14 protein-coding genes are annotated in these 15256 nt (G+C 66.6%); 1 reads left to right on the top strand and 13 read right to left on the bottom strand.

Translation table 11 applies throughout. The features are described from left to right. Nucleotides 1–114: 114 nt before the first annotated feature. Both pcaG and pcaH read right to left on the bottom strand, forming a co-directional pair. Nucleotides 115–705, bottom strand: a complete 591-nt coding sequence (gene pcaG / locus RO07_RS05770) for a protocatechuate 3,4-dioxygenase subunit alpha (protein WP_039408859.1) — start codon at nucleotides 703–705, stop codon at nucleotides 115–117. A 3-nt stretch (nucleotides 706–708) separates the two neighbouring features. Further along, nucleotides 709–1419 (bottom strand): protocatechuate 3,4-dioxygenase subunit beta, encoded by a 711-nt coding sequence (gene pcaH, locus RO07_RS05765; RefSeq protein ID WP_039408856.1) that lies wholly within the window; start codon nucleotides 1417–1419, stop codon nucleotides 709–711. A gap of 132 nt (nucleotides 1420–1551) precedes the next feature. Between pcaH and pcaQ the strand changes: the two genes are divergently transcribed. After that, the gene (pcaQ, locus tag RO07_RS05760; protein ID WP_039408853.1) at nucleotides 1552–2499 is read left to right on the top strand and encodes a pca operon transcription factor PcaQ; all 948 of its coding nucleotides are present in this window, start codon (nucleotides 1552–1554) and stop codon (nucleotides 2497–2499) included. A 55-nt stretch (nucleotides 2500–2554) separates the two neighbouring features. On the opposite strand, the gene RO07_RS05755 is transcribed toward pcaQ, so the two are convergent. The 11 genes from RO07_RS05755 to RO07_RS05705 form a co-directional block, all read right to left on the bottom strand. Further along, a complete protein-coding gene (locus tag RO07_RS05755) occupies nucleotides 2555–3457 on the bottom strand; it encodes an amidohydrolase family protein (RefSeq protein WP_039408851.1) in 903 nt (300 codons plus the stop codon). Beyond that, nucleotides 3454–5190, bottom strand: a complete 1737-nt coding sequence (locus RO07_RS05750) for an acyl-CoA dehydrogenase family protein (RefSeq protein ID WP_039408847.1) — start codon at nucleotides 5188–5190, stop codon at nucleotides 3454–3456. Before RO07_RS05750 ends, RO07_RS05755 begins: the two co-directional genes overlap by 4 nt. 1 nt (nucleotide 5191) lies before the next feature. Beyond that, nucleotides 5192–7063 carry a feruloyl-CoA synthase gene (locus RO07_RS05745; RefSeq protein ID WP_039408844.1) on the bottom strand — a complete coding sequence of 624 codons (1872 nt, stop codon included), beginning with the start codon at nucleotides 7061–7063 and terminating at the stop codon, nucleotides 5192–5194. Between the two features lie 99 nt (nucleotides 7064–7162). Beyond that, the gene (locus tag RO07_RS05740) at nucleotides 7163–8614 is read right to left on the bottom strand and encodes an aldehyde dehydrogenase (protein ID WP_039408841.1); all 1452 of its coding nucleotides are present in this window, start codon (nucleotides 8612–8614) and stop codon (nucleotides 7163–7165) included. Between the two features lie 60 nt (nucleotides 8615–8674). After that, nucleotides 8675–9505 (bottom strand): p-hydroxycinnamoyl CoA hydratase/lyase, encoded by an 831-nt coding sequence (locus tag RO07_RS05735; protein WP_039408838.1) that lies wholly within the window; start codon nucleotides 9503–9505, stop codon nucleotides 8675–8677. 140 nt (nucleotides 9506–9645) lie between these two features. Continuing rightward, the gene (locus RO07_RS05730) at nucleotides 9646–10791 is read right to left on the bottom strand and encodes a porin (protein ID WP_052267046.1); all 1146 of its coding nucleotides are present in this window, start codon (nucleotides 10789–10791) and stop codon (nucleotides 9646–9648) included. A gap of 167 nt (nucleotides 10792–10958) precedes the next feature. Beyond that, nucleotides 10959–12224, bottom strand: a complete 1266-nt coding sequence (mhpT, locus tag RO07_RS05725) for a 3-(3-hydroxy-phenyl)propionate transporter MhpT (protein ID WP_115088901.1) — start codon at nucleotides 12222–12224, stop codon at nucleotides 10959–10961. A gap of 477 nt (nucleotides 12225–12701) precedes the next feature. Continuing rightward, the gene (locus RO07_RS05720; protein ID WP_237171385.1) at nucleotides 12702–13295 is read right to left on the bottom strand and encodes a MarR family winged helix-turn-helix transcriptional regulator; all 594 of its coding nucleotides are present in this window, start codon (nucleotides 13293–13295) and stop codon (nucleotides 12702–12704) included. A 192-nt stretch (nucleotides 13296–13487) separates the two neighbouring features. Further along, the gene (locus tag RO07_RS05715; protein ID WP_039408835.1) at nucleotides 13488–13853 is read right to left on the bottom strand and encodes a response regulator; all 366 of its coding nucleotides are present in this window, start codon (nucleotides 13851–13853) and stop codon (nucleotides 13488–13490) included. 47 nt (nucleotides 13854–13900) lie between these two features. Further along, nucleotides 13901–14542, bottom strand: coding sequence for a chemotaxis protein CheX (locus RO07_RS05710; RefSeq protein WP_052267045.1), 642 nt, complete (start codon nucleotides 14540–14542; stop codon nucleotides 13901–13903). A gap of 128 nt (nucleotides 14543–14670) precedes the next feature. Continuing rightward, entirely contained in the window at nucleotides 14671–15240 is a 570-nt protein-coding gene (locus tag RO07_RS05705; protein ID WP_039408832.1) for a hypothetical protein, read from the bottom strand. Nucleotides 15241–15256 lie beyond the last annotated feature (16 nt).

Below are 15256 nucleotides of genomic sequence, written 5' to 3'. Positions count from 1 at the left end.
CGATGTGGTGGGATGCGTTGCTAAACGCAGAAAACGCAGATACGGCCGCGGGCCACCGGCACGCATTCGCCGGCGGCCCGAAGCCGCGCCAATTTCAGCCTTGCATGACCGAAGTCAGATGTCGAGGAATACCGTCTCCTCGTCACCCTGCATCCGGATGTCGAACCGGTACGACACCCGGCCGCCGCTCACCTCGCGGCGCGCCACCAGCGTGTGGCGACGCTCGGCCGGCACCTGCCGCAGCACGGGGTCGAGCGCGTTGGCCGCCGCCTCGTCGTCGAAATAGATACGCGTAAACAGGTGATTGAGCAAGCCCCGCATCGTCAGGATCACGTCGATGCGCGGCGCCTCGCCCGGCGCCGTCGCGCCCGGCTTGATGGTTTCGATGACGAAACGGTTCTCCGCGTCGGTGCCCGTGCCGCAGCGGCCGGTGCCGGCAAAGCCGGTGCGGGCGATATCGTCCGCCGTCTGCACGTAGCGGCCGTGGGCATCGGCCTGCACGACTTCGATCAGCGCGTCGTTGATCGGATTGCCGGCGCCGTCGAGCACCTGCCCGATCAGGCGAATCGCCTCGCCCTCGGCGCGATCGGTCGCGACGACCGGCGTGAAGGCGCTCTTGAAGTCGTACAGATACTGCTCCGGCGACAAGCCGTAGGCGAAGTACGGGCCGACCGTTTGCGAGGGCGTTTGTTTGTATTCGGACATGGCTCAGGACTCCATCGGCGTTTGGTCGGCACCGCGCAGCACGATGTCGAATTCATACCCGAGCGCGTACTCCGGCTCGGTGACATCCATCGAGAAACGCGCGATCAGGCGGTCGCGCGCATGCGCCGGCGTGGCCTGGAAGATCGGGTCGTAGGCAAGCAGCGGGTCGCCCGGGAAGTACATCTGCGTGACCAAGCGGGTCGCGAAGTACTGGCCGAACACCGAGAAGTGCAAATGCTGCGGACGCCACGCGTTGTGATGGTTCCGCCACGGATACGCGCCCGGCTTGATGGTCAGGAATCTGTAGCGGCCCTGCGCGTCGGTCAGGGCGCGGCCGGCGCCGAGAAAGTTCGGGTCGAGCGGGGCATCATGCTGATCGACCTTGTGCACGTAGCGGCCGCAGGCGTTGGCCTGCCACAGCTCCACAAGCGTGTTGGGCACCGGACGACCGCCTTCGTCGAGCACGCGGCCCGTGACGATCATGCGCTCGCCGAGCGGCTCGCCATTGCGTACGGCATTGCGCGTGAGGTCGCCGTCGAGCTCTCCGACGATGCCGTGACCGTACACGGGCGCGCGCAGGTCGGCCAGATTCTGCCTGACCGGTACGAGCAGTTGCTTGGGGCCGCGCAGCGCCGTGGACTTGTACCCGCTGTCGATGAGCTTGGGATGCGAATCCCAGTCGCGGGGGCGCAGGACGGTTGTCGTGTTCGACATGGTCTCACTCCATTTTGTGTTGACGGATCCGGCTGAGCGCGTTGCAGGCCCGCCAGCTTGTTTTCGACACTATATCCATAATCAACGGATATATTTATTGACATTTTCTTAGGCTTTTCATAACTTTCCGGCATGGAAAGACACCCACTCGACGGCCGCATCAAGCTGCGCCATCTTCAATGCCTGCTCGCCGTGGCGCAGCACGGCAGCCTGCAGCGCGCCGCCGAGGCGCTGTCCATCACGCAACCCGCCGTGAGCAAGACGATTGCCGAGCTCGAAGGGCTGCTGGGCGTGCGTCTGTTCGATCGCGGCCGGAACGGCGCACGGCCAACGGCGCAGGCCGAACTGTTCCTGCGTCATGCGGGCGCGAGTGTGAGTGCGCTGCGCCAGGGTATCGACGTGCTCTCGCGCGCCGTCGGCCAGACCGGCGGCGTGGTCGAGATCGCGGTGCTGCCCACGCTGGCGGCAGCCATGATGCCGGGCGTGCTGGCGGCGTTCCGGCGCGAGTGGCCCGGCATCGTGGTGCAGGTGCATACCGGCGCCAACCAGCAACTGCTCACGCAACTGAAGTCCGGACAGGTGGCGCTGGCACTGGGCCGGATGTCCGACCCCGAGAGCATGGCCGGTCTGACGTTCGAGCATCTGTGCGCCACGCCGCTGTGCGTGGTCGTGCGCCCGTCTCATCCGCTCGTGCGACAGCGCAGCGTGTCGCTCGCCGACGTCGCCGGCTATCACGTGGTGTTGCCGCCGCACGGCACGATCCTGCGCCACACGGCCGACAGCTTCCTGCGCGCCCATGGCGTCGGCGCACTCGACGACTATTCCGAACTGCTCTCGATGTCGCTCGCGCGCGCGATGGCGCTGCACGACGACGTCGTCTGGATCGCCTCGGAAATCACCGTGCAGGACGATCTGACGGACGGCATGCTCTGCGCCCTGCCCTTCGCGACGAAGGGCACCGAGGAGTCCATCGGTATTCTCTGGCGCAACGACACGGTGCCCACGCCGCCCGAACAGACGCTCATCGGCGCCATGCGCGACGCCGCCCGCCTGCGCTACGGCGCGCCGGGCCTGCGCTGACATCGCCGTCGAGCGAAATCCCCGAGCGCCCCTCCCCATCGCCATCGGAGGCGCCTCAAGCAGCGCCTGCACCGGCCGGCGCCTCGGCCAGCCCGAGCATGCGCGTCGCATTCGTCTTGAGCAATAGCGGCTTGACCTCGTCGCGAAAGCCGGCCGTCTCGAAGTCGCGCAGCCAGCGGTCCGGCGCGATGAGCGGAAAGTCCGAGCCGAACAACATCTTCTCGCGCAGCAGCGAGTTGGCGTACTGAATGAGCTCCGGCGAAAAGTACTTCGGCGACCACCCCGACAGATCGATATAGACGTTGGGCTTGTGCAGCGCGATGGACAGCGCCTGCGATTGCCACGGCCACGACGGATGCGCGATGACGATGTTCATGTCGGGAAAGTCCGTCGCCACGTCGTCGAGATGAATCGGCTCCGAGAACTTCAGCCGCAAACCGCCGCCGCCCGGCATGCCGGAGCCGATGCCCGAGTGGCCGCTGTGGAAGACCGCCGTGAGCTTGTGCTCCGCGATCAGCTCGTACATCGGATACGCCATGCGGTCGTTCGCGAAGAAGCCCTGCATGGTCGGATGGAACTTGAAGCCACGCACGCCGAATTCCTCGACCAGACGCCGCGCTTCGCGCACGCCCATGCGGCCCTTGTGGGGATCGATGCTCGCGAACGCAATCATGATGTCCGCGTTCTCCTGCGCGAAGCCCGCGATTTCCTCATTGGGAATGCGGCGGCGACCGACGTTCGCCTCACAGTCCACGGTAAACATCACGAAACCGATGTTGCGCTCGCGATAGTGTTCGATGGTCTCGGGAATCGTCGGGCGGCGGTTCTGCTTGAGCACGGTGCCGAAGTATTTGTCGGCGGCGTCGTCGAACGCCTTGCCGAACAGATCCGGCGGCTGGCAGCACGACACCTCCGCGTGCACGTGCGTGTCGATGGCGACGAGTTTTTCGAGGTTCATTCGCCCGTCTCCGGATCGGTCAGTTGTGCCGCGAGGATCGCCATCGCGCGCCGGGTTTCCGGCAGTTCGAACTTGAGCCAGTAGCGTGCGGCGTGGCATTTGGCGTGCTGTGCTCCGTCCACGGCGAGCGCTGCCTGCGCCCACAGCCCCGCCATCGACAAACCGTGCACGGCGCGCATCACTTCGCCCGCGACGCACAGCGCGGCCCGTGGCGACGCTTGCGCAAGCGTCAGCAATGGCGGCAGCAACCGCGCCCACTCGTCCAGGCAGGCAAGCGCCGCATCGAATCCCACCAGCCCCTCGAGATGGCGTGCCTCGCCGACCTGCGAGCGCACCCATGACAGCCAGTGCGACAGCGTGGCGCCGCCATCCTTCGCGATCTTGCGCAGGAAGAGGTCGATGGCCTGAATCTCGTTCGTGCCTTCGTAGATCATCGGGATGCGCGCGTCGCGCAGCACCTGCGAGATCCCCGTTTCTTCAACGTAGCCGTAACCGCCGAACACCTGCAAGGCGTCGCTGGCCCCGAGAAAGGCCTGCTCGGTGAGCATCGCCTTGACGACGGGAGTGAGCAGTGCGGCCAGCGCATCGGCCTGCGCACGCGCCGCCGCGGTTTGCGCGTGATGCGACTCGTCGATGGCGAGCGCCGCGCGATAAAGCAGCAGCCGCGCACCTTCCACGGCGACACGTTGCCCTTCGAGCAGACGCCACACCGCCGGATGCTGCGCGATGGGTGCGCCTGGCGCGCCGCCGGGCACACGCGACTGCACCCGCGCTTGCGCGTGACGCAGCGCCATGTCGTACGCGTTCTGCGCCAGTCCCACACCCGACGCGCCCACGTGCAGGCGCGCGGAATTCATCATCGCGAACATCGCTTCCAGCCCGCGATGCGGCGTGCCGACGAGATATCCCGTGGCGCCCTCGAACGCCATCGAACACGTCGCGCTGCCGCGAATGCCCATCTTGTGCTCGATGCCCGTGCAATGGACGGCATTGCGCGTGCCGTCGGCCAGCACCTTGGGCACGAGAAAGAGCGAGAGTCCCGCGCTGCCTGCCGGGGCATCGGGGGTGCGTGCCAGCACGAGATGCACGATGTTCGGCGTGAGATCCTGTTCGCCGCCGGAGATGAAGATCTTCTCGCCCGTGATCCTGGCGCTCTCGTGCGCGGCGTCGGTCCATTCGGCGCGCGTGCGAATCTGTCCCAGATCGCTGCCCGCGCCCGGTTCGGTCAGACACATGGTGGCGAGCCATTCGCCGCTCACCAGCGGGCCGAGCCAGGCGTCGCGCAACGCCGCACTGCCGAAACGATCCACGCACTCGTACGCACCGTGCAGAATGCCCGGATACATCGTCCAGGCAAGGTTCGCGCCGGCGGTCAGCTCCTGCACGGCCACCTGCGCGACGACCGGCAAGCCCTGCCCGCCCAGCGCCGGATCGCACGGCAGCGACGGCCAACCCGCTTCGCGATACTGGCGATAGGCGTCGGCGAAGCCGGCGGGGGTTCGCACTTCGCCGCCATTCGCCTCCTGCCACGTGCAACCCTCGCGGTCACCCACGACATTGAGGGGAGCGAGCACCTCGCGAGAGAAGCGAGCAGCCTCGTCGACGACCTGCACGAGCGTTGCCGTATCGAACTCGCGGAACGGCGCAAGCCGCGTGAGCGCTTCACCCACGCCGAGCGTTTCCAGCACGAACGCAATGTCTTGCGCCGCACTTTGCGATGCCGAATGCGTCATCTCAGCGCCTCGCGGGGGCGAGAACGATGCGTGCGTCGTTCGTCTGTCCGGGCTGTGCGGCGTGCAGAGCATCCACCGTCGACGCCCGGTGATCCTGCACCGCACGTTGATTGATCGAGCCCTTGTCGGTGATTTCGCCGCGATCGAGCGACGGCGGCGTGTCGAGCAGCATGAGCCGTGCAACGTAGGTGGCGCTACCGCCGGCATTGGCATTCAGGCGCTGCAGCAGCGCGGTGAAGACTTCCCGCACCGGCGGGGAAGTCAGTACCTCGGCCAGCGGCGCATCGGCGCCGAGACCGCTCAGGCGGCAGCAGTCCTCGACACGCGGAAACACCAGCAGGCCGATGTCGTCGCGGTTGATGCCGGTCACGACGGCGTCCTGCACGTACGGCGCGCCTTCCGAGATCACGCGCGCGCGCAACGGCCCCACGCTCACAAACGTGCCCGAACTGAGCTTGAAGTCCTCGGTGAGGCGGCCGTCGAACTGCAGGCCGAGCGCCGGCTGCTGCGCGTCGACGAATGTCGCGGCGTCTCCCGTGCGGTAGTAGCCCTCTTCATCGAACACCGGGTCCGTCGCCACATGGCGCCAGTAGCCCGCCATCACGTTCGGCCCGCGAAAACGCACTTCGAGCTTACCGCCCACAGGCGCGAGCTTCACCTCGCAGCCGGGCGCCGGCAGGCCGATATAGCCGGCGCGCATGATCGGGCCGGTCGTGAACATGCAGCTCGGCGACGTCTCGGTCATGCCCAGCCCCGACATGATTCGGATGCGCTCGCCGCAGTGCGCCTCGGTGACGCGCTCGAGCCGGTCCCATGCGGCCTGCGACAGCCCGGCGCCGCCGAAGAAATAGAGATTCACGCGAGCGAAGAAGCGCTCGCGCAACGCCGCATCGCTCTCCAGCGCGATGGCGAGATCCTCCCAGCCCTTGGGCACGTTGAAGTACACCGTGGGCGAAATCTCGCGCAGGTTGCGCAGCGTCTCCTCGAACTTGCCCGCCACCGGCTTGCCATCGTCGATATAGAGCGTGCCGCCGTTGTAGAGCGCGATGCCGACGTTGTGGCTGCCGCCGTACGTGTGGTTCCAAGGCAACCAGTCGACCAGCACGGGCGGTTCCTCGCCGAAGGTGGGGAACGTCTGCAGCAGCATCTGTTGATTGCTGCATAGCATGCGCTGCGTGGTCGGCACGGCTTTCGGCTGACGCGTCGAGCCGGAGGTGAACAGAATCTTCGCGACAGTGTCGCCATCGACCTTCGCGTGATACGCATCGATGTCGCGCGGCGACGCGTCGAGCAGCGTGTCGAACGCCAGCGAACCGTTGCCACCTTGCGCCGAGACACGGATCACACTGTCGGGCAACACGGCGTCCATCGCGCGGCCATAGGCGCTGGCGTCGCTCGCGTAGACGAGTCCTGGCTGCAACAGGTCCATCGTGTGCCGCAACTTGCCGAAGTCCGTCGACACGATCGAGTACGCCGGCGAAATCGGTGCGAACGGCACCCCGGCCATCATCGCGCCGAGCGCCAACTGAAAATGTTCGAGGTCGTTGCCCGACAGGATCGCGATGGGACGTTCCTGCGACAGCCCGCGATCGCGCAACGCCTGTCCGATGGCACGCGCGCGAGAGAGCATCTGCGCATAGCTGATGCCGATCCATTCGCCGTCGGGGCCGCGTCGCGCCACGAGCCAGCGCTCGGGGTGACGCGCCGCGCCGGACACAAGCCGGTCGGTGAGCCGCACGGGAAAATCGCCCAGCGGCTCGCGCGAGCGCAGGTACCAGAACTCGCCGTCGCGCCGCACTTCGACGCCGGGGTTGCCGATGGTGACCCGGCGATAGCGATGCCCGTCCGGGGCCGTGTTGTTGCCTTGGTTCAAAACACTGTCTCCTGCTTCGCCCGGGCGCGGCGCTCTCTCGGGAGCGTTCGCGCGCGGGCACATCCTCATTCGTCGTCGCGCCCGCAGGCGCCCTGGCGATCAGATCGGGTAATGGCGCGGCGTCGTCTGCACCGTGATCCAGCGCAGCTCGGTGAACTCGCCGATGGACGCCTTGCTGCCGAAGCGTCCATAGCCGCTGGCCTTCACGCCGCCGAACGGCATTTGCGCTTCGTCGTGCACCGTGGGACCGTTGATGTGGCAGATGCCCGACTCGATTCGTCTGGCCAATTGCATCGCGCGCGACACGTCCCGGCTGAAGATCGCCGCCGACAGACCGAACTCGCTGTCGTTGGCCACTTGCACGGCTTCCTCGTCGCCGCTCACGCGCTGAATCGTCACCACAGGTCCGAACGACTCTTCGCGATAGAGCCGCATCGCGGGCGTCACGCCGTCGACGATGGCGGGCTGCATGATCGCGCCTTCCACGCGACAGCCCAGCGGCAGGCGTGCGCCATGCTCGCGCGCGTCTTCCACGAGCGCCGCCACACGGGAGGCCGCCTGTGCACTGACCATGGCGCCGAGCACGCTCTCCGGCGACGTGGGCGAACCCGCGCGCAGCGTCGCCGCCTTGGCGGCGAGCTTCTCGACAAAAGCGTCGGCGATCTTCGCATCGACGATCACCCGCTCGGTCGACATGCAGATCTGACCCTGGTTGAAGAATGCACCGAAGGCGATGCCGTCGACGGCGGCGTCCAGATCGGCGTCGTCGAGCACGAGCACCGGCGCCTTGCCGCCGAGCTCGAGCAGCGCCGGCTTCAGATGCTCGGCCGCCACGCGCGCGATGATGCGGCCCACGTGCGTGGAGCCGGTGAAGTTCACACGCCGCACGGCCGGATGCGCGATCAGATGCGCCACGATGTCGCCGGCGTCCTGCGGGGCGTTCGTCACGACATTGACCACGCCGTCGCCGAGCCCGGCCTCGTGCAGACACGCACCGATGAGCGCGTGCACGCCGGGACACTGCTCCGACGCCTTGAGCACCACCGTGTTGCCGCAGGCGAGCGGCATGGCGAGCGCACGCGTGGCCAGAATCACCGGCGCGTTCCAGGGCGCGATGCCAAGCACCACGCCGACCGGCGCGCGCACGGCGAGTGCGAGGCTGCCCGGCACATCGCTCGGAATGACGCTGCCGTCGATCTGCGTGGTCATTGCCGCCGCCTCGCGCAGCATGTTGGCCGCGAGCATCACGTTGAAGCCATACCAGTTCGCCATGGCGCCCGTCTCCGCGGCGCCGATGGCGATGAACTCCGCGGCGCGCGCGTCCATGCGCTCGGCCGCCGCGAGCAGGCGCTGGCGGCGCGCCGTCGGCGAGAGCACCGACCACGCCGGGAAGGCCGCCTGTGCGGCGTCGACCGCCGCGTGCGCGTCGGCCAGCGTGGCCGCCGGCGCGCGGCTCGCGACCTCGCCCGTCACCGGATCGATCCGCTCGAACGTCGCGCCGCCCTGCGCGCCGCGCCACTGCCCGCCGATCAGCATCTGCACTTCATGCATTGCGCTTTCTCCTTCATCCCTTCATGGCATCGTTCGCCCAGCCGCTTCCCGGGCGCCGTCTCAACGCTTGTAGGCCTGCAGCCCCGGCTTGATAGCCTTGTCGTCGAGGAACTGCTTCAGGCCTTGCTCGCGCCCATGCTCGGGGTCGCGCAGTTGCGCCTGGTCGAGCTTCGCATACAGGTAGTCCTCGCACTGCTCCCACGTGAGTTCGCGCGAGCGCTTGAAGCCGTGCTTGGCCGCGCGCAGCACCACGGGGTTCTTTTCGAGCAGCTTGGCCGCGAGCGCGAGCGTGGCTTCGCGCAGCTGTGCGAGCGGCACGCTCTGATTGACGAGGCCCATCTCGGCAGCTTCCACGCCGGTGAACGTGTCGCCGGTCATGATGTAGTGCAGTGCGCGGCGATGCCCCACGGTGTCGGCCATTGCCTTGCTCACCAGATTGCCCGGCGGAATGCCCCAGTTGATCTCCGACAGACCGAACACGGCTTCATCCGCGGCAATGGCCAGATCGCAAGCCACCAACGGAGAAAAACCACCGCCGAAGCACCAGCCGTTGACCATGGCGATCGTGGGCTTCGCGTACATGCGCAGACGGCGCCATTGCCAATCGGAAGCGTCGCGGCGAACGCGCTCCTGCACGATTTCCGGACCGCCGTCGATCTCGCGGAAATATTCCTTCAGATCCATGCCCGCCGTCCACGCCGCGCCCGCTCCCGTGAGCACGACCACCTTGGCGTCGGCGTCGAGTTCGAGCGCGTCGAGCACCTGATTCATCTCGGCGTTGAGCGTCGGGCTCATCGCGTTGCGCTTCTCCGGACGATTGAAGATGACCCAGCCAATGCCGTCCTGCACCTTCACGTCGATCGTTTTCCAGCGGCCTTCGTATGCATTCATTTTGCGTGATTCCCAAGTGTCCTGAATTTCGTGCACCGCGCGCCGGAAGTGACGCGCGGCGTTGCCAACAGCCACATTTAATATCAGGAAACCTTACATTACAAGTCTGTTGTCTTCAGTGAAAACCCTGATCCGAAAAATCAGAACGTGTGGCGCATGCCGAGCATCACGCCGGTCTGGCCCGTGCCGGCCGGCGGGGTGGTGCCGCCACCGCCGCCGCTGACCGAGTACGCCGCACGCGCGCTGTTGAACAGGTAAGCCGCCTGCGCATAGACGGCGGTGCGCGCCGAGAACGAGTACGTCGCGCGCAGCGTGGTCATGGTGCCGCGCGAGTCGTGATCGCCGTTGATGATGCGATAGACCTCGCCGTCCACCAGCCAGGCGGGCGTGACGTTGTAGGCCGCGCCGAGATAGAACAGGTTCGAATGCGTGTTGACGGCCGAGGTGGACACGCGGCGGCCGAGCCAGCCGCCGCCAACCTTGAGCGATCCGTACTTGTAGTACGCGCCCAGGGTGGTGCGCGTGTCCTTGTCGCTGCTGCTGGTGAAGGCCGAAGTGGCCTGACCATCGAAGAAGTTGGCTGCCGCGTTGGTGCCGCCGCGCTGTTCTTCGTACGACGCCGCGACGCCGAAGTTGCTCGCGTCGTACTTGAGCATCACCGACCAGTTGCGGCACTGCACGGCCTGCCCCGGCACCTGCCCCGCGCATGTGCCCTGTCCCGGCGAGTTGCCCGTACCGCCCGAGTCGCGGCCGAACGAGTAGCCCACACCGAACGTCAGTCCCTGCCAGCCGACCTGATAGGTGATCGAGTTGTCGGCGCGCGCGTTCGGAATGTACGCGTCGAACGAGCCCATGCCGTAGATGTCCGGGCCAAGCACGTCGGAACCCAGCAACGCGTAGTAGGTCATGGTGTACTGACGGCCGAAGGCCAGCGTGCCGTAGGGCCCCTTCACGCCGACGAACGCCTGACGGCCGAACAGACGGCCGCCCTGCCCCAGATCACCGCCGCGTATGTTGAAGCCGCTCTCGAGTTGGAAGATAGCCGAGAGGCCGCCGCCAAGATCTTCGCTGCCGCGCAGCCCCCAGCGCGAAGGCAACTCGCCGGTCACGCCCGGCATGCGCCACACCGCCCCGTTCGCGCTCGCGTGGGACACATATTCGATGCCGGTGTCGACGATGCCGTACATCGTGACATTCGATTGCGCGAAAGCCATGCCGGGCGCCGCCAGCGCGGCGGCGGCGAGCGTCAATGCCCGAATGCGGCAGCGAAGGAAGGGATATGCCATGAGAGTCTCCAGGTTATCGATCTAGTTATGTGTGCGCCGGCAGCGCATGGGCGTCTTGCCGGCCGGTAAGGCCATGAACGCGTGGGCCCGCGCTCAAGAAAAAACGCGACGGGGCGGGTGAGCGCCATCCGTCGCGTGCAAGCGTAGCCGACCGCCGTAAGGCCGGGTCAGTCGGCTGCGCGGGGACGACGGATCAACGTGAGCGCGGCGAGCGCCGCCACGATGGTGACCGGGATGCTCGCGCCGATCACCACGGCCGCGCTGCTGCCCACGGCAAGCAGCATGCCGGCGGCGAGGGGTCCTACCACGGAACCGATACGCCCGATCGCCACGGCAGCGCCCACACCGGTGCCGCGCATGGCCGTCGGGTAGTAGGCCGCCGCGAGGGCATACAGCACCGACTGGCCGCCGATGATGAACATGCCCGCGAAGAACGCCGCCGCGGCGAGCACGCCGAAGCCGTGCGCGGCGGCCAGGCCGACGAGCGAGGCGATCATGCCGAGGTACATGCCACCGATCACGACCGACATGCGCGCACGATCCATCAGGTAGCCCAGCGCGAGCACACCCACGGCGCTGCCCAGGTTGAAGAGGATCTGCACCCAGCCGATTTCGCCGCGCGCCAGCCCTCGCGATCCCATGAGCGACGGCAGCCAGTTGAGCAGGAAGTACAGCACGATAAGCGTGCAGAAGTAGGACAGCCACAGTTGCACCGTGGAGACGCCGCGCCCTTCCGAGAACAGCACCGTCATCATCGGCGCGGGCGTGGCGCGCTGCCCTTGTGCCGTGGCGGCCGCGAAGGCGCGCGACTCCGGCAGCCAGATGGCGAGCAGCGGCAAGAGCAGCAGCGGACCGACGCCACCGACGTAGAAGATGTGGCGCCAGTCGGCGTCGCTCACCGTGAGCATGCCGATGGTCGCGGCGATGCCGCCGCCCAACGGAATGCCGCAGTACATGATGCTCACCGCCGTACCGCGCAGGCGCGGCGCCACGGCCTCGGAGGACAGCGCGATGAGGTTCGGCATCGCCCCGCCCAGGCCGATGCCCGTGAGCACCCGCACGATCACCAGCATCCAGAAGTCGGACACGAAGGCCGTGGCGATCGACAGCACGCCGAAAAGCGCCGCCGAGAGCATCAGCACGCGCTTGCGGCCGATGCTGTCGGCCAGGCGTCCGCCGACCATCGCCCCCGGCAGCAGACCGAACGTGCCCGCCGAAAACGCAATGCCCATCTGCGCAACGCTCAGGCCGAACTCCTTGGCCATGCCCCGCGCGGCCACGCCGACAGACTGAAGGTCGAGGCCTTCGAGCAACGCCACGGCAAAGCACAACGCCAGCGTGAGTGCGATCGGGCTCGATGCGCTCCCCGCGCCCCCCGCCCCTTCCGCGCCCAATGGCAGCGCCTGCGCGCTCCCGTCCCGATTCGATTCCATGGTGTCTCCTGTGATCTTCTTGATGGACGTCGGTTGCCGCCCGTCGCTGGCGGCCCCTGATGCGCCGCTCCTCGGCATCGGACGCCGAAGCGATGCGAGATCGCCAATAAATCAGGAAACCTGATATTAACGACACATGCATCGCAACGGAGACGAGGCCACACGAAGGGCTCGCCAACTTCGTCTTGCGATATCACCGGGATTCGGTCGCTTTCGCTCGTGCACGCCCACCTCTGCGCGCAACGCGTCGTGCGAAGGGCAAAGAGCGACGAGCACCTCGAGCGCACATTCAAGGCATATTCCATGCGCGTTCAAAGTGGCTCGACGCCGGTTCAGCCGGGCACGACACCCATGCGCATCGACCGATGCGGTCCGGGGCGACGGACTCCATTTAATATCAAGCTACCTGACAATACAAGCAATCGGCAGGTCGGGACAAACCCGGAGTCGACCGGGCGGTTCGGCGATGGGATCGGGTCAGTCGCGGAGATTGCGCACGAACAGTTCGAGATGGCGCTGGACGGCAGCGGCGTCGTCGCGGCCGACGCCAGCGCGCATGCGCGCGTCGATGTCCTTCGCGACGGCCTCGCATTGCGCGAGCACCCGGCGGCCTTCGTCGGTCAGTTGCAGCAGCACGATGCGGCCGTGGTTGGGGTCGGGCTCGCGCGTGATCCATTGGCGCGACGCCATGATGCTGACGACTTCGTTGGCCGACTGCGGCGTGATGAACGAGCGCTGCGCGAGCTGCGCGTTGGAGAGCTTGCCGCGCGCATCGAGCACCGACAGCGCCGTGAACTGCGCGAGCGTGAGGCCCAGCGGCGCGAGCGCCTCCGACATATGGCGACGCAGCAATCTGTCCAGGCTCGCGATGACGTACGTCAGCCGCAGCTTGGAGCGGCGCGGACGGGCGTCCGCCGTATCGGTCGCCGTGTCGGTCGCCCGATTCGAGGCGTCGTCATTGGCGTTGCGTGCGCCGTGCGCTTCATTCACATCGCCGCCCGACGTGGGCGCGACAGGCGGCACAGCGGCAGGGGCGGCGGCCGGCTTCTTTTTCTGGGATGCGACGCTCATGGGCGGAAGGCGAGAATGCGCAGATCTTCGCGAATGCGGGAAAGTCAGCAGTGTAACGCCGCCGCCGCGCGGCGGCGACATCCGCCACAACAGTTCAGTCCGGCGGTCCGCCCAACCCTGTCATCCCCACCATCCTTGCCATTCCCGCCATCACGGCGATGCGCATCGCGCCAGGCGCGGCGACGCTCCGGCTCAGCTGGCGAGCTTGCGGAACGTCTCGAGCACGGCATCGCCCTTGAACGGCTTGACGATCCAGCCCTTCACGCCGGCGGCCTTGCCGCGCTCCTTCATGGCCGGGCTGCTCTCGGTGGTCAACATGACCACGTTGACGGTCGAATTCGCGAGTTCGCTTCGAATCTTCTCGACCATCGTCAGGCCGTCCATGTTGGGCATGTTCACGTCGCTGATGACGAGCTTCACACCCGGGCTCGCCTTGATCTTGGCCAGGCCGTCCTTGCCGTCGACGGCCGTATCGACGTCGAGGCCGTTCTTGCGCAGAAAACCCGCGACTTCGTCGCGCACGGTGCTCGAATCGTCGACCACGAGAATCTTAGACATGGTGTTGTCCTTGTGTGTAAGAGGTAATGAATGGGCGAGCCGGGACCTCAGAACAGTTCCAGCGCCCCGGTCTCGACAGGCCCGGCGCTCGCTTGCGCCGCTTCGCGGAACGCTTCGGGCGACCAGTTGAGGCTGAATACGAAATGCTGATGCAGCGTGACGATACGGCCGTCGACCGGATCGGTGAGGCGGTAGATGAAACACAACTGCGGATTGTCGGTGCCGAACGAGATGTACTTCTGCTTGTGATTGATGAGCAGCGGCACCTGTACCTGCGCGCGATCCACGGCCGATGGATCGCCCATGTAGCGGTTCTTGAACGCGCCCCAGATGAGGTTGGTCAATTCGCCGAGCATGCCGTTGAGCTCGCGAAATCCCGCCTGGCCCTCGCAGCGGCCGGTGTGTTCGAGCAGCTGCATGAACGGCACCTGCTCGGCCTGCATCATCATGTAGCCGCGACACCAGGCGCTCTCGAGCGGAATCAGGCTGAACACCTCGCCGAAGATGATGCGATCGCGCACCACGCTGGGCGGCTCGCACGACAGCGCGATGTCGCCGAACAGGCCACGAAACACGCCTTCGGTGATGTCGATCATGCCGCGCACGAGCGCTTCGGGATATTCGTGCTCGACGCTGTCGTCCAGGATCAGAAACTGGCTGACCGACTCGCGGGGGGTGCTTCGGTTCATTGTCGTATTTCCTTGCCAAGTCGTAATGCGATATAAAGCGGCGATGTAAAGCGGCGGTGTAAGGCGGCGCCATGCCGGGCCGAGGCGTGCGACGCTCCGCATCGCCGCACGCGGCGGGACCTCCGCGCTCAGAACATTTCGAGCTCGCCGCTGCTGTCCTGCGTCTCGCTCACGTCGGCGTGGAAGTCGAGCGGCGCGTGCGCGCATACGCACAGCGTGGCGGCGAGCCGCACCGCGCCATCGAACGTGATGTCCCACGACGCCAGATGGTTCGGCTTGAGCTGCATGAGATGCGGCACGCAGCGCGCGCTCAGCACGTATGGCGTGGACATGCCCAGATCGGGAAAGTAGTTGAGCAGTTCCTGGTTGATCGCGCCGCAGCACAGGTTGCTGATCTCCAGAAACACTTCGCGAAACGGCTTGTCTTCGGTGCCACCGCAGAAGTACGCCGTCGTCGCCTCGTCCTCGTCGAAATGCAGCACGAGCAGCATGCGAAAGCCGATCGACGAGATCGTGAGCACCACGACGTTGGCGTGACGGGCGGCGAGATCGATGCCATCGGCGTTGCCGCCCTGCCCCTCGTGGCTCGCGCCGATGGGCACGATCTCGCACGAGCCGTGCCCGGAACGGGCGAGCCGGGTGCGCGCCGCCTTGTGAAGGATGCGTTCGAAACTGTCGCGTGCGTGAGCGCTGATCACAACGAAACCTGCCTGC

The sequence above is a fragment of the Pandoraea pulmonicola genome (assembly GCF_000815105.2).
GTDB classification, from domain to species: domain Bacteria; phylum Pseudomonadota; class Gammaproteobacteria; order Burkholderiales; family Burkholderiaceae; genus Pandoraea; species Pandoraea pulmonicola.
The sequence above is the reverse complement of the archived record's forward strand: the minus strand, read 5'-3'. Positions and strand labels throughout refer to the sequence as shown.